Source organism: Paractinoplanes lichenicola, from assembly GCF_016785085.1.
GTDB classification, from domain to species: domain Bacteria; phylum Actinomycetota; class Actinomycetes; order Mycobacteriales; family Micromonosporaceae; genus Actinoplanes; species Actinoplanes lichenicola.
Genome location: NZ_JAENHO010000022.1, coordinates 18,515 through 40,904 on the forward strand (window position 1 = coordinate 18,515; position 22,390 = coordinate 40,904).

Here is a 22,390-nt window from a genome sequence, read left to right on the forward strand (position 1 = left end):
GCGTTCTCTATGAGAACTTTCGTTCGCAATGCGCACAGCTTACCGGAGGCTACGAATGCGACGTGTCTTCACAGGGATAGCTTTAGCAGGGCTTTTGTTCACGGCCACGGCCTGCGGATCGTCGGGCGGCTCGTCCGGCGGGACCGATTCCGACGGCGTCGACCAGGTCAAGGTCGGCGTCATTCCGATCGTCGACGTGGCGCCGATCTACCTGGGCAAGGAGAAGGGGTTCTTCAAGAACCGCAAGATCGAGGTCAGCATGGAGGCCGGCCAGGGCGGCGCGGCCATCGTGCCCGGCGTGGTCAGCGGCCAGTTCCAGTTCGGCTTCAGCAACATGACCTCGCTGCTGATCGCGCAGACCAAGAACGTGCCGATCAAGACGGTCGCGGCCGGGGTCGCGTCGACGGGCGAGCAGGGCAAGGACTTCGGCGCCGTCATGGTCAAGGCGGACAGCCCGATCAAGACGGCGGCCGACCTGGCGGGCAAGAAGATCTCGGTCAACACCCTCAAGAACATCGGCGACACGACCGTACGGGAATCGGTTCGTAAAGCCGGTGGCGATCCCAAGAACATCAACTTCGTCGAGATGCCGTTCCCGAACGCGCCCGCCGCCCTGCAGGAGGGGCAGGTCGACGCGTCCTGGGTGGTCGAACCGCAGCTGTCGGAGGTCAAGGCGGCGGGCGGGCGGCTGGTGGCGTCCAACTTCGTCGACGCCGCGCCCAACCTGACCGTGGCCGCGTACTTCACGTCGGCCAAGCTCGCGGGTGAGGACGCCGACCTGGTCAAGCGATTCACCGAGGCGATCAACGAGTCGATGACGTACGCCGACGCCCACCCCGACGAGGTGCGCACGATCCTGGGGACGTACACGAAGATCGACGAGAAGACGCGCGGCGAGCTGATGCTGCCCAAGTGGCCCACCCAGATCAACCAGGCCTCGGTCGAGACGCTGGCCAAGCTGGGCACCGACGACGGCATCTTCGACGGCGCCACACCCGACGTGGCCAAGATTCTTCCGTGAAGGGACTCGCCGGCCTGGCCGGTCTTCTCCTGCTCGTCGAGGCGCTGCCGCGGCTCGGGCTGGTCGACGACGGCTATCTGCCGCCGGCCACCCGGATCGCGGCCGCCCTGGGCGACGAGGTGGTCACCGCCGAGTTCTGGCGGGCGGTCGGCGACACCCTGACCGGGTGGGCGATCGGCCTGGCCATCGCGGTCGCGGCCGGGGTGGTGATCGGCATCGTGATCGGCGCGGTGCCGGTGCTGCGGGCCGCCACCGCCTCGACTGTCGAGTTCCTGCGGCCGATCCCGTCGGTCGCGCTGATCCCGCTTGCGGTGCTGCTCTACGGCACCGACCTCGGGTCCACGCTGCTGCTCGTCGTCTACGCCGCGTTCTGGCAGGTGCTGGTCCAGGTCCTGTACGGGGTGGCCGACGTGGACCCGATCGCTGAGGAGACCGCGCGCAGTTTCCGCTTCGGCACCTGGGCCCGCATCCGCAACGTCCTCTGGCCCACTGCCCTCCCGTACGTCTTCACGGGCGTCCGCCTGGCCGCGTCGGTGGCCCTCGTGCTGGCCGTGACGGCCGAGCTCGTCATCGGCGCGCCCGGCCTGGGCAAGATGATCGCGGTCGCGCAGACCTCGGGCGCGGTGCCCGACATGTACGCCCTGATCGCGGTGACCGGCCTGCTCGGCGTCGCGATCAACCTGGCCGCCCGCCTCTTCGAGCGCCGCACCCTCGCGTGGCACCAGTCCGTACGCGGGGAGGTTCCCGCATGAAACGGATCGCGTACGTCCTGGGGCTGCCGGTCGTGCTGTTCGCGGCCTGGTTCCTGATCAGCGCGGGCAGCGAGAACTTCTACGCTCCCCCGCTGCGCGACATCCTGCAGTCGTTCGGCAAGACGTGGACGCTCGACCGCCTCGACGCCGACGTGCTGCCCAGCCTGCTGCGGCTCGCGGCCGGTTACGCCCTGGCCTCGGTGATCGGGGTGGCGCTGGGGGTCGCCATCGGCCTGAGCCGCGGGCTGCGGGCCACGGTCGAGCCGGTTCTGGAGTTCTTCCGGGCCATCCCGCCGCCGGTGCTGGTGCCGGTCATCATGCTGTTCGCCGGCATCGGGGACGGCATGAAGATCATCGTGATCGTGTTCGGCTGCGTCTGGCCGGTGCTGCTCAACACGGTCGAGGGCGTACGGGCGGTCGACAGCGTGCAGCTCGACACGGCCAAGGCGTACGGGATCGGTGGTCCCGCCCGGATCCGCGAGGTGATCCTGCCCGCGGCATCACCCCAGATCGTGGCGGGTCTGCGGCAGGCCCTGTCGATCGCGATCATCCTGATGGTGATCAGCGAGATGTTCGCCGCGAGCAACGGGCTCGGCTTCACGATCGTCCAGTTCCAGCGCAGCTTCGCGATCCCCGAGATGTGGAGCGGGATCATCCTGCTCGGCCTGCTCGGCTTCCTCCTGTCGCTGCTGTTCCGGCTCGCCGAGAGGCGGGCGCTCCGGTGGTATCACGGTCTGCGCTCCGTCGTGAGAGGTCGTTGACATGCTCTTCGTCGCGAGAGGTCGTTGACATGCTCGAGGTCCACGGATTGCGGAAGACCTATAAGTCCGGCCGGCGGGAGGTCGAGGCGTTGCGCGATCTCACGTTCACCGTCGACACCGGCGAGCTGGTCTGCCTGGTCGGGCCGTCCGGCTGCGGCAAGACCACCCTGCTGCGCTGCATCGCGGGCCTGCTCGAGCCGAGCGGCGGCAAGATCAGCCTCGACGGGCACGAGGTCAGCGGGCCGGCGCCGGGTCTCGCGATGGTCTTCCAAGAATACGGCCGCAGCCTGTTCCCGTGGATGAGCGTGCGCGACAACGTCGAGCTGCCGTTGAAACAGAAGAAGCTTCCCCGTACGCGGCGGGCCGAGCTCGTCGAGGAGGCGCTCGGTGCCGTGGGGCTGGCCGGCACCGAATCGGCGTACCCGTGGCAGCTCTCCGGGGGCATGCAGCAGCGGGTGGCGATCGCCCGAGCGGTCGCCTATGAGCCGTCGACGCTGCTGATGGACGAGCCGTTCGCCGCGGTCGACGCGCAGACCCGGGCCGACCTCGAGGATCTGGTGCGCGCGCTGTGGCGGCGGCTCGGGGTGACGGTTCTGTTCATCACGCACGACATCGACGAGGCCGTCTATCTGGGGCAGCGCGTCGTGATGCTCTCGTCCTCGCCGACGGTCGTGCAGGACGAGGTCACCGTGGACCTGCCCGCCGATCGTGATCAACTGCACACGCGGGCCGATCCGCGCTTCACCGAACTGCGCACCCACGTCTACGAGCAGATCCAGCAAGCCAAACTTTCTCAGGCGCTTTAGTAGCACTCGCGGGTCATGCTGGAGGGACCGCCTCGACAGGGAGCCGTCATGGAAATCTCCGGGATTTTCACCGCCATCGTCATCGGTCTCATCATCGGCGCGCTGGGCCGCCTCGTCCTGCCCGGCAAACAGAACATCTCCATCTGGCTGACGCTGCTCATCGGCATCATCGCCGCCCTGGTCGGCACGTTCCTGGCCGCGCTGATCGGGGTCGACGACACCCGCGGCATCGACTGGATCGAGCTGGCCCTGCAGGTCGCGCTGGCCGCCGGGGGTGTCGCGCTGGTCGCGGGCGCCCGCTCCCGCCGTTAAGTCCTTTTAGCTGGCTCCGGCCGGTCCCTTTGGCCGGCCGGAGCCGGTTCCCTTCCGCCGCCCCGAGCCGGTTCCCTTTCGCCGGCTCGATCGTTTCCGGAGTGAAGACCGGACGTTCCGGTTCTTTGCGCCTTTGCGGATCGGCGCCCGGGTGACCGTGGCATGACCACCGGTAACCGGGCATCGCTCCGTAGCACCACCCACATGGTGCACAAACGGGGGGATGTGCAAAGCTGCGCGCTACATCCGCAGCTCTCATTGTTCGGAGCCCTTCATATGGCATCGTTCCTCTCCCTTGTTGCCGGGGTCGTCGTCGGATTCGTCGCCGGGTGGTTTGTGCGCGGACTCCGGTCCCCCAAGCCCACCGCCACGGACGCGCCCGCCCCCACCACCAGCGCGACGGTTACGACCGCCGCGGCCCCGACCACCGAGGACGAGCCGAAGGCCGACACGGCCGTGAAGCCCGAGCCGGTGGCCGCTTCGCCCGCCGCCGCTTCGCCCGTCGCCGCTTCACCTGCCGCCGAGCCCACCTCCGCCGAGCCCGCCTCCGCGCACGTCGATGACGCGCCTGTTTCCGCGCATGCCGCCGACTCGCACGTCGCTGACTCGCAGGTCGTCGGCTCGCATGCCGCTGACTCGCACGTCGCTGACTCGCACGTCGCCGACGAGGCGCCTGTCGCTGTCGCGGAGCCGGTTGTCACCGAGCCCGAGGCCAAGCCCACCGTCGCGGAGGCCGTCGACGCCCCCGCCGCCGGCAGCGAGCCCGAGCCGGCCGTGGCTGTCGCCGAACCCGTCGTTACCGAGCCCGCCGCCGAGCCGGCCGCCGAGCCCGCCGCTGTTTCCGCCGCGACCGAGCCCGTCACCATCGCCGAGCCGGTCGCGGAGCCCATCCTCGAGCCGGCCGACGAGCCGGTTCCGGCCGCCAAGCCCGTCTCGGCCACGGTCGCCGTCGACGAGCCGCTCGCCGAGACCGTCACCGAGCCCATCAAGCGCGTGTCCGAGCCGGCCGCCGAGCCCGTACGCCCGGCCGAGCCGGAGCCCGTCGCGGTCGCGGCCGAGCCGACGGTCGTGTCGACGCCCGTCGCCGAGCCGACGCCGGTCTCGACCAAGCCGGCCCCGAAGCCGCGCGCGGCCCGCACCCGCACGGCCAAGCCGAAGCCGGTCGTGGCCGTGCCCGGCGCCGACGCGGCCGACGAGGTCGCCGCCGTGCCCGCGCCCGTCGCGATGGCCGAGCCGGCCGTCTCCACTCCGGACGTCGCGGCCGCGGTTCCCGGTGCGGCCGAGCCGGAGGAGATCGCCGCCGTGCCCGCGCCGGTCGCGGTGGCCGTCGTCGAGCCCGACGACCTCACCAAGATCCCCGGCATCGGCCCGAAGATGGCGATGGCCCTCGCGGCCGCCGGCATCACCACGTTCGAGAAGCTGGCCGACACCGACGTGCCCGCTCTGCGCGCCGCCGTCACCGCCTCCGGCCTGCGGCTCGCGCCGACCCTGCCGACCTGGCCCGAGCGAGCGAAGCTGCTCGCCGGCAACTGACCCCCTCGCAGGTAGCCAACCCTCGCAGCACTACCCGATGCCCGGCAGACCCCGTGCTCTGCCGGGCATCGGTGTTACAACGACCCGCCGGCTTCGGGCGGCATTCACGGCGCCCCGCCAGACCGGCCTCGGCGTTTACAGCCCTCCGACCGCCTCGGCCACCTTCGCGCGCAACTCCTCCGGCAGCGGCGAATATCCCGTCGCCGCGGCCGTGTTCTGTCCGGCGGTGCTGGAGGCGTACGTGAGGAAGCTCTTGACCAGATCCGGAGTGCCGGTCTTGCAGACGATCTCGTAGGTGACCAGCACCAGCGGATAGGCGAGCGGGTCGGCGATGCGATAGTCGAGCTCGAGCCGCAGCCCCTCGGTGCCGACGACGCGCGCGCCCGCCACCGTACGGGCCGCGGCCGCGTCGTTGAGCTCGACGAACTGGCCCGACGCGTTGCCCACGAGCGCGGTCGGCAGGTTGTGGAAGCGCGCGTACGAGGCCTCGACGTACCCGATGGCGCCGTCGGTGCGCTCGATCGCCGAGACCAGGTCGTTGCTGTTCTCGGCGGCCACACCGCCACGCGCCGGCCACGTCGAGCTCGCCTTCAGGGCCCAGTCGGTCTGCGCCGTCGAGGCGAGGAACCGGGTGAAGTTGTCGGTCGTGCCCGAGCTGCCGGCCCGGTGGACCGTGCGGATCGGCGTCTCCGGCAGGGTCGCGCCCGGGTTGTCGGCCTTGATGGCCTGGTCGTTCCAGCGCGTGATCTTGCCGGTGAAGATGCGGGCGATCGTGGCCGGGGACAGGCGCAGGTCGTCGACGCCGGCCACCGTGTAGGCGAGCGCGATCGGACCGACCACCATCGGCAGGTGCACCAGCGGGCCCTTACACCGTACGCGGGCCTGGGTCTGCTCGTCGTCGGGCGTGGGCGAGTCGGAGCCCGCGAAGTGGCCGGTGCCCGCGAAGAACGCGCGCCGGCCGTCGCCCGAACCCACGCTGGCGTACTCGATAGTCGCCTCGGCGCAGCTGACCTGGTAATCCTTGATCCAGGCGCTGACCGCGTTGGCCTGGGCCGACGAGCCCTGCGCGCTGATCGAACCCTTGCTGCAGTCGATGTAGGCCCGGTCGGGGCTGCTGGGCGAATCGCAGGCGGCGACGGCCAGCAGCAGCGCGGCGAGGCCGAGGAGCCGGGTCTTCAAGATGCTCTCCCTCATCGGTGCTCGCCTGCTTGTCGGTGCTCGCCTGCTTGGTTGCTCATCGGCACTTGCTCGCTCATCGATGCTTGATTGCTCATCGGTATTCGGCGAACCGTTTGCGGACGGCCAGCAGCACCAGCAGGATCACCAGGCCCAGCACGCCGGCCGGGATCCAGGGCCAGCCGGTGAGCAGGATCTCGACGTCGCGCAGATCCCGGTCGAAGCGGTCCTTGCGGTCGGCCGCGATGTCGGCCACGGCCGCGTCGTAGTAGGAGAAGTCGAATGCCGCGTCGCCGCGCCGGATACCGGTGAGCAGGCCGATCGCCTCGGCCTCCTGCCCCGCGTCGGCCAGCTTGACGATGCGCTCGTGCCCCGCGCGGAACGCCTGCCAGCGCTCGACGACCTGCTCGGTGTTGAACGGCGCGACGTCGGAGCCGCCCGCGACCGTCGGCAGCCCGCTGTCACCGGCCTCGAGCGCGCCGGCCTTGCGGTCGAAATCCTGCCGGTAGTAGTCGAGCCCGTTGCTGATCAAATAGCGCGAGGTGTCGGCGGCAGCGTCGTAGCTGACCGCCCGCGCCTGCGACAGGTCGAGGAACGGGATCAGCCGCTGGTCGCGCGCCTCCCCGAGCGTCCGCCCCTGCACGACCAGCACAAACGTGAGCGGGACGAGCAGCAGCACGGTCAGCAGGGTGGCCGTGATCAGGGCCGGGCTCAGGATGCGGCGGAACCGCCGGGCCAGCCATACCTGTAGCCCGATCAGCAGCACGAGCAGCGCGCCGCCGAGCAGCACGGCCAGGATCACGCCGACCGTCTGCGTCAGACCCTTTTCCCCGTACGCCTGATCGAGCCGTTCCTCGCTGGCCTCGCGCAGCCTGGTCGCGGCCGGGAGCAGGTCGAGGTGCAGCACGTTGGTGGCCTGCGTGTAATACCCGGCGGCGGACGGCCCCGCGGTCAGGGCCTGCCACACGCGCTCGCGATAGACGCCGAGGTCATGCATCAGGTCGAGCACGATCGCGCGTTCGGCCTCGCCGGTCGCCGTGGTCAGCGAGAGCTGCAGGTCGGTGTCGACCTGGCGGCCGCGCTGCTGATAGGCGCCGAGCGCGTCGATCTGGCTGCCCGCCAGCTCGGCCCGGCCCGAGGTCAACACGAGCCGCGCGACCTGGGCGTCCATGTCGCTGAGGGCGAAGTAGAGGTCGGCCGCGTTGGCGGCCTGGGGAGCGGCTTGGTCGCCGATGATGCGCACCTGCTGCTGCACGCGGGCCATGACCAGGCAGGCCGAGACGAGCAGGGCGGCGGCGACGAGAAGCGTGACGGTGACCCAGAGACGCAACCGGGCCGGGGTCTCGGGGCGGGCGGCTCGCCGGGCCAAGGACCGGGTCGCCTCCATTACTGCTGGCACGGCCCCAAAGTAATGCACGCAGGCAATTCTCTTCACGCCCGGGTGATCCAATTCCGGCCGTTTACCTGGCGTTTGTCTAATCGTTTATTTCTGCGCCAACCGTCGTAACCGTTGGTGAGGTACGCCCGCGGCGGCGAGGCGCTCGGCCACCTCCAGCCGGGCGCTGACGATCTCCACGGTCACGTGATGGTCGTCCCCCAGCTCACACGCGGCGGCGACCGACCCCACGTTCAGCGGGTCGAGCTCGCGCACCTGGGCCAGGTCGACGATCAGCCGAAACGGCCGCACGCGGCGCACCGTGTGCACCAGCACCCGCCGCAGCTCAACATCCTCGTCCGCCCCGACAACACCGCTCGGAGTGATCACGACGGCGCCGTCGTCGCGCGTCCGCACGTCCAGCACGCCCGCCACCCTCCGTCACTCTCCGTTCAACGCCCGGACCACTCTACGACGCGGATGCATCCTGCGTTATGGCCTGTCATTGATCTCACTGCACACTTGCAAAACCCACCTACGTAATCTCCCGGAAATTGCCCGCCCCGCCCGTTCAGCACCCCTGTTATGCCGCTGCCACCCGCTCTCACGCCGCCACCCGCTTTCGCGCCGCCAGCCGCCCTCGCGCCGCCACCCGCTTTCGCGCCGCCACCCGCTTTCGCGCCGCCACCCGCTTTCGCGCCGCCACCCGCTTTCGCGCCGCCAGCCGCTCTCGCGCCGCCAACCGCCCTCGCGCTGCCAACCGCTTCTGCGCAGCCACCCGCTCTCGCGCGCCGCCCGCCCCCGCGCCGCCGTCCGTCCTCGCCCTCGCGCCGCCGTCCGTCCTCGCCCTCGCGCCGCCGCCCTCGCGCCACCGCCCGGCCCCGCCGGGCGCCACTCAGCCCGGCCCCGGACCACTCAGCCGCAGCGCCTCGCTCACCATCCGCAGCTTCCCGGCCGAGAGCCGCCCGACCCGGTCAACGAGGTGATCGGCGGTCACGGTGACCTCCCAGGTGCAGAAGATCTGCCCATCCCGCGGCAGAGCGACCCGTAGCACCCCCGCTGGCGTCAGCCCTTCCTCCTCCCCGATCGGCACCTCGATGCCGGCGATCGGTTCCGCCGCAGGCCTCGAGGACCACTCGACCTGGTCGAGCTCGGCCGGATCGAGAAACACAAAACCGCGCCGCTGTTCGGGGGTCGCCGCCGGAACGATCTGCATTCCCCGGAACTCCGTCTCGCCGTCCGTCGGGTCGGAGCTCAGCAGCACGATCGGCACCGGACCGTCCACATCGGCCATCCAGATCTCGCCCCGTTCCATCCGAACCTCCTCCTCGGCGTCGGCCGGCGCGGCCCAAGGGTTCTACGCCCCGTCTTCCGTGCGCGCCCACCATGCCACGCCCAACCGGAGATCGTTCGGTTATCCACATTCTCCGGTTGTCCACAGGGCCACCCTCAGCGGACCGCCGGAATCGGTAGAATGGTTCGTGGCGGAGGCCCCCGGTGGAGGGCGGGCCCCCAGGGGTCGGTGGATCTTGGGGGCGAGGGGGCTGAACTTCTTGTTATCGTGTGTCTCGTGACTGCCGGGTCGGCCGCTTCTGGCCATTACCGAGTGGGGCACCCGGCTAGCGTTTGATCAGCGCGCGGGCCCGTGCCCCGCCGACGCTTTCTGTTTTGAGGCCAATCATTCAGCCCAGCAGAAAGCGACCCCAGTGCCGAACCCTTTCAATCAGCAGATCATCGACGAGTTTCGCGCCAACCGCGGCAAGGTGGGCGGGATGTTCGAGGGCAGCAAGCTAATCCTGCTCACGACCCGCGGCGCCCGCAGCGGCAAACAGCACACCACGCCGCTCGGCTTCCTCACCGACGAGCCCGGGCGCATCCTCGTGATCGCCTCGGCGGGCGGCGCGCCCGGCAATCCCGACTGGTTCCGTAACGTGCAGGCGCACCCGCGCGTGACCGTCGAGACCGGCGCCGAGACGTACGAGGCCGTGGCCGTTCCCCTGCCGCCGGAGGAGCGGGACCTCGCGTGGGCGCGCGCGGTCGCCGGTGACCCGGGGTGGGCCGGCTATCAGGCCAAGGTCACCCGGACGATTCCCGTGGTGGCCCTGACCCGAGCCGGCTGAACACACCTGGTCAGAGCTTGGCGAGGTAGGCGTCGAGGGCCCGGTACGACTGCTCGGCGCCCGCCTCCATACCCGACTGGATCATGCCGTCGCGGTCCTCCTTGGTGTCGAAGGTGGACGAGGACGTGACGGTGGTCTTGCCGCCCTCCTCGGTGAACACGTATTGCTCGGTGAGGATGTGGCCGGGCATGGGCTCGTATTCGAACGTCCACGTGAAGCTGTTCGGCGCGTCGATGGCCTTGATCTCGCCCCGGAAGGCGTGTTCCTGGCCGTCGGCGTGCTCGACGAAGCGCCATTTGCCGCCGACCCGGAAGTCGATGTCGACGTCGAGCGGGTTGCCGCGGCCCCACCAGTGGCGGAGGTGCTCGGGCTCGGTGTGGCAGGCGAAGACGAGCTCGCGGGGCGCGTCGAAGCTGCGGCTCATGACGAGGGTGGTGTCGGTGGGGGTCTGAACGTTGATGCTCACGGTTCCTCCTTGGTCGGGCCGGACTGCAGCCGGCCCAGGTAGTCGTCGAGCGCGTCGTACCGCTGCTCCCAGAGGCGCTGGTACTGCTCGGCCCACTGGGCGACCGCCTGCACCTGTGCGGGCACGATGCGGCACCACCGCCGCTGCGCCTCGCGGGTGCGGACGATCAGGCCCGCCGCCTCGAGCACGTTGAGGTGTTTCGAGACGGCCTGCGCGCTGATGGGGAAGTCGGCGGCGAGCTCGCCCGCGGTCGCGTCACCGGTGGCGAGGCGATCGAGGATCGCGCGCCGGGTCGGGTCGGCGAGGGCGGCGAAGACGCCGTCGAGGAAATCCGTCATGACAACCACCTGGTTTATAAACTGACAGGTTGAGAATACGCCCGCCAGGTGGCGTGTCAAGCGGTCGAGGAGTTAGACGCCAGTCGGGTAGGTCTCGAATTCGTGGGTGTCGACGTGCAACGGGTGCAGCGGACGCAGCGCACGCGTCTCGTCGAACCACAGGAACGCGTCGTAGCGGTCACCCAGCACGGACGGCACGTAGTTGCCGAGCCGCTCGTGCTCGGGGCGGTAGACGACGCCGATCGCCCGGTGCGGCACGGCGTCGATCAGCAGGTCGGGGCGCTCGGCCGGCGGCGGGAAGACGAACAGGGCCCGCGGCGGGGCGGTCGCGTGCAGGATGTCCTCGAGCGAGCCGGGCCGGCCGGGCGGCACGGGCAGCTCGGTCATGCCCGCGCCCCAGCTGCGACCGGCGATGACCGAGCCGCGGTGGCTGCCCAGCCCGATCAGCACGACCTGGCCGGCGCCGAACCGTTCGCGGGCCAGCGAGCCGATGGTCACCTCACCCAGCTCGGCCTGGTCGGTCGCGTTGGCGTCGCCGACGTGCGTGTTGTGCGCCCAGACGACGGCCTTCGAGCCCTCGCCGTAGTGATCGAGCAGCCGGGCCAGCGTCGCTTCCATGTGCCGATCCCGTACGTTCCACGAGCTCGCGCCGCCGGCCACCATCGCCCGGTAGTAGTGCTCGGCGCCCGCCACGACCTCGGCGTTCTGCCACACGGCGAGCTCGCGCCCGCGCAGCTCGATGAGCATCCGGACGACCTCGTCGGCGCAGCTCGCCTTCAGGAATTTGGTCGCCCAGGCGTAGGACTGCGGATCCTCCGAGTACGCGGCGAGGCACTGGTACGCGTCCACGGCGTGGTCGGCGGCCTCCGGGTCGTGCTCGCGCAGCCAGAGGATGACCTCGCGCAGCGACTCCCACATCGAGTAGACGTCGAGGCCGTGAAAACCCGCTTTCTCCGTACGGGTGGCGTTGTGCGACCGGAGCCAGTCCGCGAAGTCGGCGACTTCCTCGTTGGCCCACATCCAGGTCGGCCACCGTTCGTAGCCGAGCAGCGCCTCCAACGGCGTCGCCGCGGAGCCCCGTACGGCGGCGTCGACGCGCTGGCAATCCGGCCAGTCCCCCTCGACGGCGACGAACGAGAAGTCACGCTCCGCGATCAGGCGACGGGTCAGCGCGGACCGCCACGTGTAGAACTCGTGCGTCCCGTGGCTGGCCTCGCCGATCATCACGACCCGGGCGTCGCCGATCCGGTCGAGCAGGACGTCGAAGTCCCCCTCGTCGACCAGGGGCCGGGCGACCGCGGCGACCTCATCCCCGTACCGGTGCATGGGGCCGGGATACCCGTTGCGGCTGGTCCCATACGTCCGACATCCGGCGCGCCCACCGCTGACCGGGCAGCTCCACGTAACGATGCGTCACCCACGACACGGCCAGCACCACCGCCACGTACGCCACCGCCATCGCGTCGTGCCCGAGGATCGGACGCATCAGCAGTAACACCACGTAGTGGGTGAGATAAACGGAGTAGCTGATCACCCCGATCGTGGCGAGCCAGGGCGGCGTACGCCGGCGGCGGGTCAGCCGGCCGATCGCGAACGCGCCCGCGAAGACCAGGAGCGTGAGCACCGAGCGGGCCACGTAGCGCGGGGTCAGCGCGTCCAGCGAGGCCAGCTCGGCGAGCCAGTTGGCCAGCAGCCCGGCCGCCACCAGCGGGGCCACGACGGCGACCGGCCACCATCCGGTCTGCCCGGAGTCGGCGCGATAGATCGTGGTGCCGGTGAACATGACGGCCACGATGAGCAGGCCGTCCCAGGCGTGCGAGGGGCCCGAGCCGGTGACGGCCAGGGTCAGGGCCAGCCCGCCGAGCACCACTCCCCCGGCGATCGCGACCCGGCGGCGCCCGCTCAGCACGGCGGCCAGGCCCGCGACGAGCACGACAACGGCGTACGGGGTGCGGATCGCCTGGGGCGCGAGGGGCGCGGTCAGCACGGCGGCGACGGTCAGCAGCACCGCCATGAAAGCGTCGGCGCGCTGGAGCCGTACGGCGAAAAGGGCCGTGACGAGCAGGTAGAACCCCATCTCGTAGGCGAGCGTCCAGAAGACCGGGATGGCCAGGGGCTCGCCGAGCAGGAACGGGACCATCGTCGCGTGGGCCACCGCGGCGGTCGCGGGATCGGCCGGGCGATAGAGGCCGAGCGCGACCACCGCGACCGTGACGACGGCGTAGAGCGGCAGGAGCCGTCCGGCGCGGCCGATCCAGAATCGGCGCAGGTTGCCGTGCCGCTCCAGCGAGGCCGGAATGATGTAACCGCTGACCAGGAAGAACAGCATGACCCCGGCCGGCCCGGCGTGCAGCCACTCGGCGGTGACGGCGCGCGCGTCGGTCAGCACGTACCGGCTCAGGTGGGCGTAGAGCACGAGCAGGACGGCCACGGCCCGCAGCCCGTCGAGCCACGCCATCCGAGGGGTCGGCGGCATCCGGCGACCATACGCCACTCACCGCTTAATGATCAGACCAATACGTACGGTTAAAGTCCGGAATGGGGTGATCGATACGGGCTGATGTGGCGTATGTTCTCCTACCGGTCCACCGTGGACCCGGGCCCGGGGAGAATTGATGGCGGAGAACGACGTGCGGGGCGAGGATCCCGTGCTGGTGCGGCCGTACGTGAAGGCCGTGGCCGAGGCTGAGCGGGCGCCGGACGAGCAGCCGGAGAAGTGGCCCGAGACCGCCGACCTGCCGATGGACGCCGACACGCTCGTGCAGCCCGCGGTCGAGGACGAGCCTGCCCCGCCCAAGCGGTCCCGGCTGACCCTGCACCCGCTGGCCCGGCTCGGCATCTTCGCCGGCGGGGCCGCGCTGGCCCTCGGCGTGGTCGGCTATCTGATCTTCGGTCCGGCCGCCGACCCCGAGCTGCCCCGGCCCGGCACGGCGCTGCCCGCCATTCCCGGCCAGGCGCCGCTGGAGCAGCCGGCCCAGAGCGTGGGACCGGGGGCGACCGCCTCGGCCGGCGCCAGCGCCTCGGCCAGTGCTTCGGCCAGCGTCTCCGCGAGCGCGACGGTGACGCCCAGCTCGTCGTTCCAGACGCTGACCCCGTCCAGCGCGCCTCCGGCCAGCGTGCCGGCGACCGACCCCACCCTCGCCCCGCCCGCCTCGGACCGCACCGGCGCGATCACCGCCGCCAGCGGCCGCTGCCTGGCGCTGGGCAGCCTGTTCGGCTCGAACGGCAGCCCGGTGCAGGTGAACGGGTGCATGTCGGTCGCGTACCAGTCGTTCACCCTGGCCGCCGACGGCACGCTGCGGGTCGCGGGCAAGTGCGCGCAGTCGACCGGCGACGGCACCGTACGGGTGACCGACTGCGGAGACGGCGACTCGTCGCAGTGGCGCTCCGCCGGGGACGGCACGCTGGTCAACTCGGCGAGCGGCGGCTGCCTGACCGACCCCGGCCGCGGCGCCACCGCGGCGACGGTCAGCGCGTGCTCGGGTGAGCCGAGCCAGAGCTGGACGCTGCCTTAGCGGCCAGCTTGGCCCGATACATCGCGGCGTCGGCCTCGCGCAGCAGGTGGTCGGGGTCGTCGGCCTCGACCCCGCTCAGGGCCACGCCGATGCTCACGCCGACGGTGACGCGGCCGCCGTCGATCGTGTAGGGCTCGGTCAGCCGCAGCGCGATGCTGTCGCGAACCAGGCCCTCGGCGCCGTCGGCGGGCAGCCCGTCGAGCAGCACCACGAACTCGTCGCCGCCGAGCCGGGCCACCGTGTCCGACTCGCGCAGCAGCCCGGTCAGCCGCTGCGCCACCTCGATCAGCAGCACGTCGCCGGCCGCGTGCCCGAGCGAGTCGTTGACCGCCTTGAAGCCGTTGAGGTCGAGCAACAGCACGGCGAAGCGGTGCCCGGCCAGCCGGGCCGCGCGCAGGGCGGCCTGGCGCATCCGGTCGGCCAGCAGCACCCGGTTGGGCAGGCCGGTCAGCGGGTCGTGCAGGGCGGCATCGCGCAGCTGCTCCTCCTGCTCGCGCAGCGCGGCCACCATCGCGCCGCGGTCGAGCGAGGCGGCCAGCAGGGCGCCCGACTGGTTCATCATCTCGCTGCCGGGCGGGGTGCTCTGCTGGATGTGCCCGACCGCGGCCAGCATGCCCCAGTCGCGGGTCGCGCTGCGCACCGGCACCACGAACACGGCGTCGCCGGACGCGCCGTCGGCCAGCTCGAACAGCTCGGGCGGCGGGAACTCGCTGACCGGCATGGTGGCGCCGGCCAGCCCGCGCCCGGCCGGATACTCCCCCTCGACGCGCAGCTCCGTGTCGGTCGCCGGCACCGCGCCCTCGTGCCAGAGCCCGAGGCAGCCCGCGAAGGCCGTGGTGCGCTTGAGCCAGCCGAGCTCGCGGGGGTCGCGGTCGTGCGCCCCGAGCAGGTCGATGCCCAGCTCGTGCTGGATGTTGAGCGTCTCCTGGAGGCTGACGACCTGCCCGAACAGATAGCGGGTGAGATCCTCGGTGACCGGCAGGCCGCTCGGCGGGCAGCCGCACGAGTCGCGCCGCACGAAGGTCGTCGGCACCCGCCGGACGATCCGGCCCGGCCGGGGCTGCCCGGCCAGCTCGGCCAGCAGCCCGACGGCGGCCGCGCCGATCTCGTCGGCGGCCTGGCGCACGGTCGACAGGCTGGGCCGCATGTACATGGCGCCGGCCAGGTCGTCGAAGCCGACCACGGCGACGTCGGCCGGGACGCGCTGCCCGTGCTCGCCGAGCCGCCGGATCAGCCCCATCGCGTTGCGGTCGGTGCCGCAGACCACCGCGGTGGCCGGCATCCCGGCCGCGAACAGCAGGTCGGCGGCCAGCTCGCCGCCGCTCTCGTGGTTGTCGCCGGCGTCGATCAGCAGGTCGGTGGGCAGCTCGACGCCGCGCTCGGCCAGCGCGGCCTCGTAGCCCTCGCGCCGCTCCCGCACGTCGAAGTGGGCCAGATGCCCGGCGAACGCGATCCGCTCGTGCCCGTGCTCGATCAGGTGCAGCACCGCCGCGCGGACACCCGCGCTGTTGTCGGCGAACACCGCGGAGCAGCCGGGCATCTCGTGCCCTACGGTCACCACCGGGATTCCGGCGTGCAGAACCGCTTGCGCGTACGTCTCGTGGATCGCCCCGGCCAGCACGATGACCCCGGCCAGGTGGCCCCAGGCGACCGGCCGCCGATAGTCGGGCACCCCGCTGCGGTCGGCGTTGTAGGAGCCCGGGTCGAGGGTCTGCAGCGCGAGCAGGCGGTCGCCGGAGGCCACGGCGGCCTCGTTCGCCCCGGCGATGATGGTGCCGTAATAGTCGCCCCCGACGAAGGGCGACAGGACACCGTACGTGCGACCCCTCACGGCCGACATGATCTCCCGAAATCGCGCGGTCAGCGGCGCAGATGCGACATTTTGGCCGCTCCGGAGAGATATCTGCGCAGATCCTGGGTCTGTCCGGTCATCGGCCGGGCGGCCAGGATGCAGGTGTCGTCGTCGGGGTTGGTGCGGCGCAGCCGGGAGATCAGCTGCCCCAGCGGCTGGTCGGGCGAGGCCCGCACGGCCTCGTCGACGGTGGCGATGACCGAGGCCAGCCCGTCGTCGGGGCCGCGGCGGCGATGCTCGACCAGGCCGTCGGTGTAGAGCAGCAGCACGTCGCCGACCCGGAAGTCGACCCTGGCGGTCTGATACGTCGCGTCGTCGACCACACCCAGCATCGGGCCGGCCGGCCGCTCCAGGGGCGCCGTGCGGCCGCCCCGGGCCAGCAGGGGCGGCGGGTGACCGGCCTGGGCCCAGACGATCTCGTGGCGGGCCGGGTCGAAGCGGGCGACGACGGCCGTGGCCGCCATCTCGGGCGACTCGCGCTCGAGCTCGCAGGTCAGCCGGTTGAGGTGGAACAGCAGCTGACCGGGGTCGCTGGTGGTGACGGCCAGGGCGCGCAGCGCGTGCCGCAGCTGGGCCATCGCGGTGGCGGCCTGGGTGCCGTGACCGGCCACGTCGCCCACGGCCAGCAGCACCGAGCCGTCGCGCAGCTCGGCCGCGTGATACCAGTCGCCGCCGACCAGGCTCTCCTGCCCGGCCGGCAGGTAGCGCACGGCGACCTTGAGCCCGGGCAGCACGATCGGGCCCTCCGGCAGGGGCAGGATGATCCGCTGCAGGCGACCGGCCAGCTCGTGCTCGGCGGCCAGGCTGCGGCGCTGCTCGACCAGCTGCCGCTCGACCTCGGCCAGCCGCTTGGCGCCGGTCTCCTGCTCGGTGACGTCCTGCACGATGCCGTAGACGCGCAGCGGCCGCCCGTCGGCGTCACGGGTGGCGTCGGCCACCGTACGCAGGTGCTTGACCCGGCCGTTGACGCGGACGCGGGTGATCACGTCGACCCGGTCGCCGCGGTCGAGCTGGGCCTTGGCGGCGGCCCGCAACGGCCGATCCGCTTCGAGCAGAGCCTCCTCGAGGCCGGCCTCGTCGGCCGGGTCGGGCGGGCCCTGCCGCGGGTCGCGCTCGAAGATCCGGTAGAGCTGGTCGGACCAGTAGATCTCGCCGCTGATCAGATCCCACTCGCCCCAGCCGAGGTTGCCGAGCCGCTCGGTGCCGGCCAGGCGCTCGGCGATGCCGCCGGGGTGCTCGTCGTGCCGGGTCCAGTTGATCAGCAGGCCCTCGCCGAGGCGGTGCGCCCGTACGGAGTAGGTGCCGTCGCGGTGCGGGAACGGGCCCAGCGCGGCCGGCACGCCGGTGTCGAGCACGTGCTCGTAGGCGAGCCAGCGGTCGGTGCCGGGCACCTCGGGGAAGTGCTCCGCCATCCGCAACCCGATCAGCTGGGCGCCCCGCAGCCCGTTCGGCGCGACGGCGTCGGGGCTGGCGGCGGCCCAGATCAGGTCGCTCAGCCGGCCGTCGGGGCCGCGCTCGGCGCTCAGGTAGGAGGCCATGCCGGGGGCCACGTCGAGCACCCGCTGGACCATGCCGATCCACGGGGCGAACCGGCGCAGGGGCGCGCCGAGCCGGCCCGGGACGCGGTCGGTGTCGAGCCCGAGGACGACGCCGGTGTCGGGGTCGGCCACGTCGAGCATCCGGATCACGCCGGTGGCCACCTCGACCAGCCCGCGATCCTCCTCGGCGGCCATGCGCAGCAGGTGACGGTGGGCGTCGGCCAGGCGGCAGCGGGCACGACCGGCCAGCAGCCCGACCGCGCGCTCGACGGTCAGGCGCGCGGCCTCACCGGTGCCGGTGGGCACGCTGGGGCGCAGGCTCTCCACCGCCGCCGCGTACGCCTGTGTCACGCCTTGTCCTCCCCGTCCCGAGTGCCGCTTACTTGAATACGTCAGCGGAACGGGGGTCGTCATCGGCCGAACATCTCGACCGTTCGCTACCTGCGGCGTGACGTCGCCCCGGTCACCCGACCGGGGGTGACCCGATGGAGTGCGTCGAGGGTTGAACGGACAAGGGCACTTAAGGCGGAAGAAAGGCTCACAACTCGAAGAGTGACCGCATAGCCTCGGTCAGGCGGGCCATGCTCGCGCCGGTGACCATGCCGATGCGCTCCGCGCCGACCGCGGCGGGGAGCCGGCGCATCCGGTTGACCACCACGACGCCGGTGATCGGATCCTGTTCGGTGAGCGCCACCGCGTACGGAGGGAGCTCGTTGACCCCGCGCTGACGCACGATGGGCGCGCAGAAGGGCGACGCGTTGTCGCGCTCGTTGAACGAGTCGGCGGAGAGCACGAGAACTCGATAGCGCAGGTCGGTGCGGTTGCCGATGGTCCAGATCTCGCCGCGCCTCATGGACGCGTCCCGCTCGGCATGGGATAGACCCTACCGCCGCGCGATCTTAGGGCACCGCGAGGCACACCGGCGGAAAATCCCACTGTGCTGACAGCGTGGCACGGGGGTGAACCTTGATCATGACGGAGCCGTAAGAATAGGCGGCGTGGCTTGCTGCTAGGGAAGGGTGTCAATGATGTCGGAGAAGGCACAGATCGGGGTCACCGGCCTCGCGGTGATGGGACGGAACCTGGCTCGCAACTTCGCCCGGCACGGGCACACCGTGGCCGTGCACAACCGCTCCTACGGTCGCACCAAGGAGCTGGTGGAGGAGTTCGGTAGCGAGGGCAAGTTCATCCCGGCCGAGACCGCCGAGGAGTTCGTGGCCAGCCTCGAGCGGCCGCGTCGCGTGATCATCATGGTGAAGGCCGGTGGGCCCACCGACGCCGTGATCGACGAGTTCGCCCCGCTGCTCGAAGAGGGCGACATGCTCATCGACGCGGGTAACGCGCACTATCTGGACACGCGCCGGCGCGAGGCGGCCCTCAAGGAGCGCGGCCTGCACTTCGTGGGCACGGGCGTCTCCGGCGGCGAGGAGGGCGCGCTGCACGGCCCGAGCATCATGCCCGGCGGCTCCCCCGAGTCGTACGAGGCGCTCGGCCCGCTGCTGGAGGACATCTCGGCCAAGGTCGACGGCGAGCCGTGCTGCGTGCACGTCGGGCCGGACGGCGCCGGGCACTTCGTCAAGATGGTGCACAACGGCATCGAGTACGCCGACATGCAGCTCATCGCCGAGGCGTACGACCTGCTGCGTCAGGTCGGCGGGCACTCGCCGGCCGAGATCGCCGACGTGTTCCGGGGCTGGAACGAGGGCCGGCTGGGCTCCTACCTGATCGAGATCACGGCCGAGGTGCTCAAGCAGGTCGACGCCGAGACGGGCAAGCCGTTCGTCGACATCGTGGTCGACCAGGCCGAGCAGAAGGGCACCGGCCGCTGGACGGTGCAGGCCGCCCTCGACCTGGGCGTGCCGGTCAGCGGCATCGCCGAGTCGGTGTTCGCGCGGGCGCTCTCCGGCGGTCCCGACGTGCGCGCGGCGGCCAAGGACGCGGCGCTGCCCGGCCCGTCCGCGTCGTCCGGCGCCCACGGCGGCGACCTGCAGGCCGACGTCGAGCAGGCGCTGTTCGCCTCCAAGATCGTGGCCTACGCGCAGGGCTTCCAGCAGATCCAGGCGGCCAGCAAGGAATACGACTGGGCGATCGACCCGGGCGCGATGGCGAAGATCTGGCGGGACGGCTGCATCATCCGGGCCAAGTTCCTCGACTTCATCAAGCAGGCGTACGACAAGCAGCCCGAACTGGCCACCCTGCTCGTCGACAGCTACTTCCTCGACGCCGTCAGCGGCGCCCAGGACGCCTGGCGCCGGGTCGTGGCCACGGCCGCCCAGCAGGGCATCCCGGCCCCCGGCTTCGCGTCGGCGCTGGCGTACTACGACGGCCTGCGCGCCGAGCGCCTCCCCGCTGCCCTGATCCAGGGCCAGCGCGACTTCTTCGGCGCCCACACGTACCGCCGAGTCGACAAGGACGGCAGCTTCCACACCCTCTGGGCCGCCGAGGGCCGCCCCGAGACCGAGGCTTAGGCCACCACCGGGGCCGGCGTGCTCATCAGCGCGCCGGCCTCTTCGGCCGGCAACGGCTTCGACATGAAAAAGCCCTGGCCGAGGCGGTAACCCATCTCGCGCAGCCGGACCAGCTGCGCCTCGCTCTCGATACCTTCGGCGACCGCGCTGAGCTGCAGATACTCGGCCAATTGGGCCACGGCGGCGGCTACCGCGAGGCGGCCCCGGTCCTCGCCCTCGGTGATGCCGTCGACGAACGACTTGTCGAGCTTGAGGACGTCGACGGGGAACGCGCGCAGCAGGCTGAGCGACGACGAGCCGGTGCCGAAGTCGTCCAGGGCCAGCCGCACCCCCATCTCGTGCAGCGCGTGCAGCGTCTCGCGCACCTGCCGGCCGTCCGCGACCGACGACTCGGTCACCTCGAGCACCAGATTCTGCGGCAGCAGCCCGGTCTCGCTGAGCACGGCCGCGACCTCGTCGACGAAGCCCGACTCGCGCAGCTGGCGGACCGCCACGTTCACGTTGATCGCCTTGATCGCGCCGTCGCCGTGCTCGCGGTGCCAGCGGGCGAGCTGCTCGCAGGCCTCGCGCAGCACCCACGAGCCGAGCGGCACGATCAGCCCCGAGCGCTCGGCGACCGGGATGAAATCGCCCGGCGAGACGAACCCGCGGGTCGGGTGTTTCCACCGTACGAGGGCCTCGGCGCCGTGCAGGCGGCCGGTGACGATGTCGAAGACCGGCTGGTAGAGCAGGAACAGCTCGTGCCGGATGATCGCGTTGTGCAGCTCGCTGCCGAGGCGGGCGTGGTTGACGACGTCCTGGCGCATCCGCGGCTCGAACCGGGTCCAGGCCGCCTTGCCGCCCTCCTTGGCCGCGTACATGGCGATGTCGGCGTTGCGCAGCACCTCGTCGGCCGAGTCGCCGGGGCCGGCGATGGCGACGCCCAGGCTGGCGTGGGCGAGCAGCTGGTGCTCGCCGACCCGGAACGGCTCGGCCAGGGCCTGCAGGATGCGGGCCGCGGCCTCCTCGGCCGAGGTCACCTCCTCGACGTCGAGCAGCACGGCGAACTCGTCACCACCGAGCCGGGCCGACAAGACGGCGAACTCGTCCCCAGCAGACCCGGCAGTCCGGGCCGACAGCTCGCGGGCCGCGCTGGTGCCGCGCAGCCGCTGGGCCACCTGATAGAGCAGCTGGTCGCCGAGGGCCGGGCCCATCGTGTCGTTGACCATCTTGAAGTCGTCGATGTCGATGAGCAGCACGGTGGCCGGCTGGTGGGCGGCCAGCCGCTCGGTCAGCACGGCAACGAAGCGGGTGCGGTTGGCCAGCTCGGTCAGCGGGTCGGTCAGGGCCAGCCGCTGCAGCTCGGCCTGCTGCTCGCGCAGGCCGGCCAGCATCCGGTTGTTGTCGCGCAGGCCGAGCAGCACGCGGGCCGCCACCAGCACGGCGATCACGACCGAGGCGAAGATGAGGGTGCGCTGGCGGGACGTCATCTCGTGCACCGACACGTAGGTGACCAGCACGGCGGTCGCCCCGACGGCCAGGAACGGCACCGCCTCGGTGCGGGTGCGGCGGAAGGGCCGGGGCGCGGCCTCGGCGGCGGGCCGGCCCAGCACCCGGCGTTGCCGGTAGGCGGCCGCGGCGAAGGACAACGCGACGAGCGGGCTGCCCCCCACCGAGATCGTCAGGCGGGCGAAGTCGTTGCCCGCGATCAGCAGCACAGCCAGCGTGACCGCGACGATGGGGGCGGCGGTCAGCAGGCGCAGCGCGACCGGGTCGATCGGGCCGTCGGCGCGGCCGCCGGCCTTGCCGATGACGACGAGACACAGCACGCCGGCGACGCCGACCGTGCCGGCCACCGCGCGGGTGGCCAGGTCGGTGCCGGGCGGGGCCGAGCTGAGCACGACGTACCAGAAGACGATTCCGGCCGCGACGGCCACGGTGGCCCCGTCGAGCAGCACTCGCAGCCAGCTCAGCGGCGCGCGGTCGGTCACCGGCAGCCGCAGGAACGCCGTCATGGTCCAGAACATGCCGGTGAGCATCGGCACCGCCACGTACAGGGACATGCCGGCGTTGTTGTTGGCCAGGGCCAGGGCCGTGCTCGAGCTGATCAGCAGGATGACCGCGGCGTGCCCGAGCTGGCGCCAGAACGCCCGCATCACCCGGGGCAGCATGACCATCGCGCCGATGCGCTGCAGCGACCAGGCCGCGCCGATCATCGCGACCGGCCCCCAGACGTAGCCGAGCACCACGGCCTGCGGATCGCGCACCATCAGCCACACGGCGACCGTCATGGTGGCGGCCGCCGCGATCAGCAGAGGTGCGAGCCCGGTACCCGCACGCCGGGCGGCGGGTCCCACGGGACCAGTCATGCGCGTCCT

At 71.6% G+C, this 22,390-nt stretch carries 21 protein-coding genes; 9 read left to right on the forward strand and 12 right to left on the reverse strand.

The genetic code is table 11. From position 1 onward, the window contains the following. Positions 1-94: 94 nt before the first annotated feature. The 6 genes from JKJ07_RS46480 (at position 95) to JKJ07_RS50840 (ending at position 5,185) form a co-directional block, all read left to right on the forward strand. Complete coding sequence (locus tag JKJ07_RS46480) at positions 95-1,021, forward strand: ABC transporter substrate-binding protein (protein ID WP_236031350.1); 927 nt, start codon at positions 95-97, stop codon at positions 1,019-1,021. Next, positions 1,018-1,773: an ABC transporter permease gene (locus JKJ07_RS46485; protein WP_307834801.1), complete on the forward strand. Its 756-nt coding sequence runs from the start codon at positions 1,018-1,020 to the stop codon at positions 1,771-1,773. The genes JKJ07_RS46480 and JKJ07_RS46485 overlap by 4 nt, the downstream gene beginning before the upstream one ends. Further along, positions 1,770-2,534: an ABC transporter permease gene (locus JKJ07_RS46490; protein WP_203078206.1), complete on the forward strand. Its 765-nt coding sequence runs from the start codon at positions 1,770-1,772 to the stop codon at positions 2,532-2,534. The genes JKJ07_RS46485 and JKJ07_RS46490 overlap by 4 nt, the downstream gene beginning before the upstream one ends. Before the next feature lie 29 nt (positions 2,535-2,563). Further along, on the forward strand, positions 2,564-3,340 hold the full coding sequence (locus JKJ07_RS46495; protein ID WP_203078207.1) for an ABC transporter ATP-binding protein: 777 nt from the start codon (positions 2,564-2,566) through the stop codon (positions 3,338-3,340). A gap of 48 nt (positions 3,341-3,388) precedes the next feature. Then, positions 3,389-3,652, forward strand: coding sequence for a GlsB/YeaQ/YmgE family stress response membrane protein (locus JKJ07_RS46500; protein WP_203078208.1), 264 nt, complete (start codon positions 3,389-3,391; stop codon positions 3,650-3,652). Between the two features lie 276 nt (positions 3,653-3,928). Continuing rightward, positions 3,929-5,185 carry a helix-hairpin-helix domain-containing protein gene (locus tag JKJ07_RS50840; RefSeq protein ID WP_236031351.1) on the forward strand — a complete coding sequence of 419 codons (1,257 nt, stop codon included), beginning with the start codon at positions 3,929-3,931 and terminating at the stop codon, positions 5,183-5,185. 135 nt (positions 5,186-5,320) lie between these two features. Here the strand turns inward: JKJ07_RS50840 and pstS are convergent, their stop codons facing one another. The 4 genes from pstS to JKJ07_RS46525 all read right to left on the reverse strand — a co-directional run bounded on the left by pstS (position 5,321) and on the right by JKJ07_RS46525 (position 9,051). Further along, complete coding sequence (gene pstS / locus JKJ07_RS46510) at positions 5,321-6,364, reverse strand: phosphate ABC transporter substrate-binding protein PstS (RefSeq protein WP_203078209.1); 1,044 nt, start codon at positions 6,362-6,364, stop codon at positions 5,321-5,323. A gap of 91 nt (positions 6,365-6,455) precedes the next feature. Then, the gene (locus JKJ07_RS46515; RefSeq protein WP_307834802.1) at positions 6,456-7,760 is read right to left on the reverse strand and encodes a GlnX family signal transduction membrane protein; all 1,305 of its coding nucleotides are present in this window, start codon (positions 7,758-7,760) and stop codon (positions 6,456-6,458) included. Positions 7,761-7,844: 84 nt separating this feature from the next. Further along, positions 7,845-8,162: an STAS domain-containing protein gene (locus tag JKJ07_RS46520; RefSeq protein WP_307834803.1), complete on the reverse strand. Its 318-nt coding sequence runs from the start codon at positions 8,160-8,162 to the stop codon at positions 7,845-7,847. Positions 8,163-8,631: 469 nt separating this feature from the next. Beyond that, positions 8,632-9,051: a hypothetical protein gene (locus JKJ07_RS46525; RefSeq protein WP_203078210.1), complete on the reverse strand. Its 420-nt coding sequence runs from the start codon at positions 9,049-9,051 to the stop codon at positions 8,632-8,634. A 391-nt stretch (positions 9,052-9,442) separates the two neighbouring features. Here JKJ07_RS46525 and JKJ07_RS46530 point away from each other — a divergent pair, with 391 nt between their 5' ends. Then, a complete protein-coding gene (locus JKJ07_RS46530; protein ID WP_307834804.1) occupies positions 9,443-9,856 on the forward strand; it encodes a nitroreductase family deazaflavin-dependent oxidoreductase in 414 nt (137 codons plus the stop codon). Between the two features lie 10 nt (positions 9,857-9,866). On the opposite strand, the gene JKJ07_RS46535 is transcribed toward JKJ07_RS46530, so the two are convergent. From JKJ07_RS46535 to JKJ07_RS46550, 4 genes are all read right to left on the reverse strand, one after another. After that, entirely contained in the window at positions 9,867-10,322 is a 456-nt protein-coding gene (locus JKJ07_RS46535; protein ID WP_307834805.1) for an SRPBCC family protein, read from the reverse strand. After that, entirely contained in the window at positions 10,319-10,660 is a 342-nt protein-coding gene (locus tag JKJ07_RS46540) for an ArsR/SmtB family transcription factor (protein ID WP_203078211.1), read from the reverse strand. The genes JKJ07_RS46535 and JKJ07_RS46540 overlap by 4 nt, the downstream gene beginning before the upstream one ends. 72 nt (positions 10,661-10,732) lie before the next feature. Next, the gene (locus tag JKJ07_RS46545; protein WP_203078212.1) at positions 10,733-11,986 is read right to left on the reverse strand and encodes an erythromycin esterase family protein; all 1,254 of its coding nucleotides are present in this window, start codon (positions 11,984-11,986) and stop codon (positions 10,733-10,735) included. Further along, positions 11,967-13,136, reverse strand: a complete 1,170-nt coding sequence (locus JKJ07_RS46550) for an acyltransferase family protein (RefSeq protein WP_203078213.1) — start codon at positions 13,134-13,136, stop codon at positions 11,967-11,969. Before JKJ07_RS46550 ends, JKJ07_RS46545 begins: the two co-directional genes overlap by 20 nt. A 139-nt stretch (positions 13,137-13,275) precedes the next feature. On the opposite strand from JKJ07_RS46550, the gene JKJ07_RS46555 reads away from it, so the two are divergent. Continuing rightward, a complete protein-coding gene (locus JKJ07_RS46555; protein ID WP_203078214.1) occupies positions 13,276-14,175 on the forward strand; it encodes a ricin-type beta-trefoil lectin domain protein in 900 nt (299 codons plus the stop codon). Here JKJ07_RS46555 and JKJ07_RS46560 read toward each other — a convergent pair. The 3 genes from JKJ07_RS46560 to JKJ07_RS46570 all read right to left on the reverse strand — a co-directional run bounded on the left by JKJ07_RS46560 (position 14,129) and on the right by JKJ07_RS46570 (position 18,418). Continuing rightward, complete coding sequence (locus JKJ07_RS46560; protein ID WP_203078215.1) at positions 14,129-16,006, reverse strand: substrate-binding and GGDEF domain-containing protein; 1,878 nt, start codon at positions 16,004-16,006, stop codon at positions 14,129-14,131. The genes JKJ07_RS46555 and JKJ07_RS46560 overlap by 47 nt on opposite strands. Before the next feature lie 29 nt (positions 16,007-16,035). Next, positions 16,036-17,916: a SpoIIE family protein phosphatase gene (locus tag JKJ07_RS46565; protein WP_307834806.1), complete on the reverse strand. Its 1,881-nt coding sequence runs from the start codon at positions 17,914-17,916 to the stop codon at positions 16,036-16,038. Between the two features lie 187 nt (positions 17,917-18,103). Then, the gene (locus JKJ07_RS46570) at positions 18,104-18,418 is read right to left on the reverse strand and encodes a type II toxin-antitoxin system PemK/MazF family toxin (RefSeq protein ID WP_203078217.1); all 315 of its coding nucleotides are present in this window, start codon (positions 18,416-18,418) and stop codon (positions 18,104-18,106) included. A gap of 175 nt (positions 18,419-18,593) precedes the next feature. Between JKJ07_RS46570 and gnd the strand changes: the two genes are divergently transcribed. Continuing rightward, on the forward strand, positions 18,594-20,033 hold the full coding sequence (gnd, locus tag JKJ07_RS46575) for an NADP-dependent phosphogluconate dehydrogenase (RefSeq protein WP_203078218.1): 1,440 nt from the start codon (positions 18,594-18,596) through the stop codon (positions 20,031-20,033). On the opposite strand, the gene JKJ07_RS46580 is transcribed toward gnd, so the two are convergent. Continuing rightward, on the reverse strand, positions 20,030-22,381 hold the full coding sequence (locus JKJ07_RS46580; RefSeq protein WP_203078219.1) for a putative bifunctional diguanylate cyclase/phosphodiesterase: 2,352 nt from the start codon (positions 22,379-22,381) through the stop codon (positions 20,030-20,032). The two genes, gnd and JKJ07_RS46580, sit on opposite strands and share 4 nt — an antisense overlap. Between the last annotated feature and the right edge of the window lie 9 nt (positions 22,382-22,390).

Excerpts from the sequence above, each read along its gene's own strand:
- JKJ07_RS50840 (WP_236031351.1), top strand. The coding sequence starts at position 3,929 with ATGGCATCGTTCCTCTCCCTTGTTGCCGGGGTCGTCGTCGGATTCGTC.
- JKJ07_RS46545 (WP_203078212.1), bottom strand. The coding sequence starts at position 11,986 with ATGCACCGGTACGGGGATGAGGTCGCCGCGGTCGCCCGGCCCCTGGTC.
- JKJ07_RS46525 (WP_203078210.1), bottom strand. The coding sequence starts at position 9,051 with ATGGAACGGGGCGAGATCTGGATGGCCGATGTGGACGGTCCGGTGCCG.
- JKJ07_RS46555 (WP_203078214.1), top strand. The coding sequence starts at position 13,276 with ATGGCGGAGAACGACGTGCGGGGCGAGGATCCCGTGCTGGTGCGGCCG.
- JKJ07_RS46500 (WP_203078208.1), top strand. The coding sequence starts at position 3,389 with ATGGAAATCTCCGGGATTTTCACCGCCATCGTCATCGGTCTCATCATC.
- JKJ07_RS46540 (WP_203078211.1), bottom strand. The coding sequence starts at position 10,660 with ATGACGGATTTCCTCGACGGCGTCTTCGCCGCCCTCGCCGACCCGACC.
- JKJ07_RS46550 (WP_203078213.1), bottom strand. The coding sequence starts at position 13,136 with ATGCCGCCGACCCCTCGGATGGCGTGGCTCGACGGGCTGCGGGCCGTG.
- JKJ07_RS46580 (WP_203078219.1), bottom strand. The coding sequence starts at position 22,381 with ATGACTGGTCCCGTGGGACCCGCCGCCCGGCGTGCGGGTACCGGGCTC.
- JKJ07_RS46495 (WP_203078207.1), top strand. The coding sequence starts at position 2,564 with ATGCTCGAGGTCCACGGATTGCGGAAGACCTATAAGTCCGGCCGGCGG.
- JKJ07_RS46570 (WP_203078217.1), bottom strand. The coding sequence starts at position 18,418 with ATGAGGCGCGGCGAGATCTGGACCATCGGCAACCGCACCGACCTGCGC.
- JKJ07_RS46490 (WP_203078206.1), top strand. The coding sequence starts at position 1,770 with ATGAAACGGATCGCGTACGTCCTGGGGCTGCCGGTCGTGCTGTTCGCG.
- gnd (WP_203078218.1), top strand. The coding sequence starts at position 18,594 with ATGTCGGAGAAGGCACAGATCGGGGTCACCGGCCTCGCGGTGATGGGA.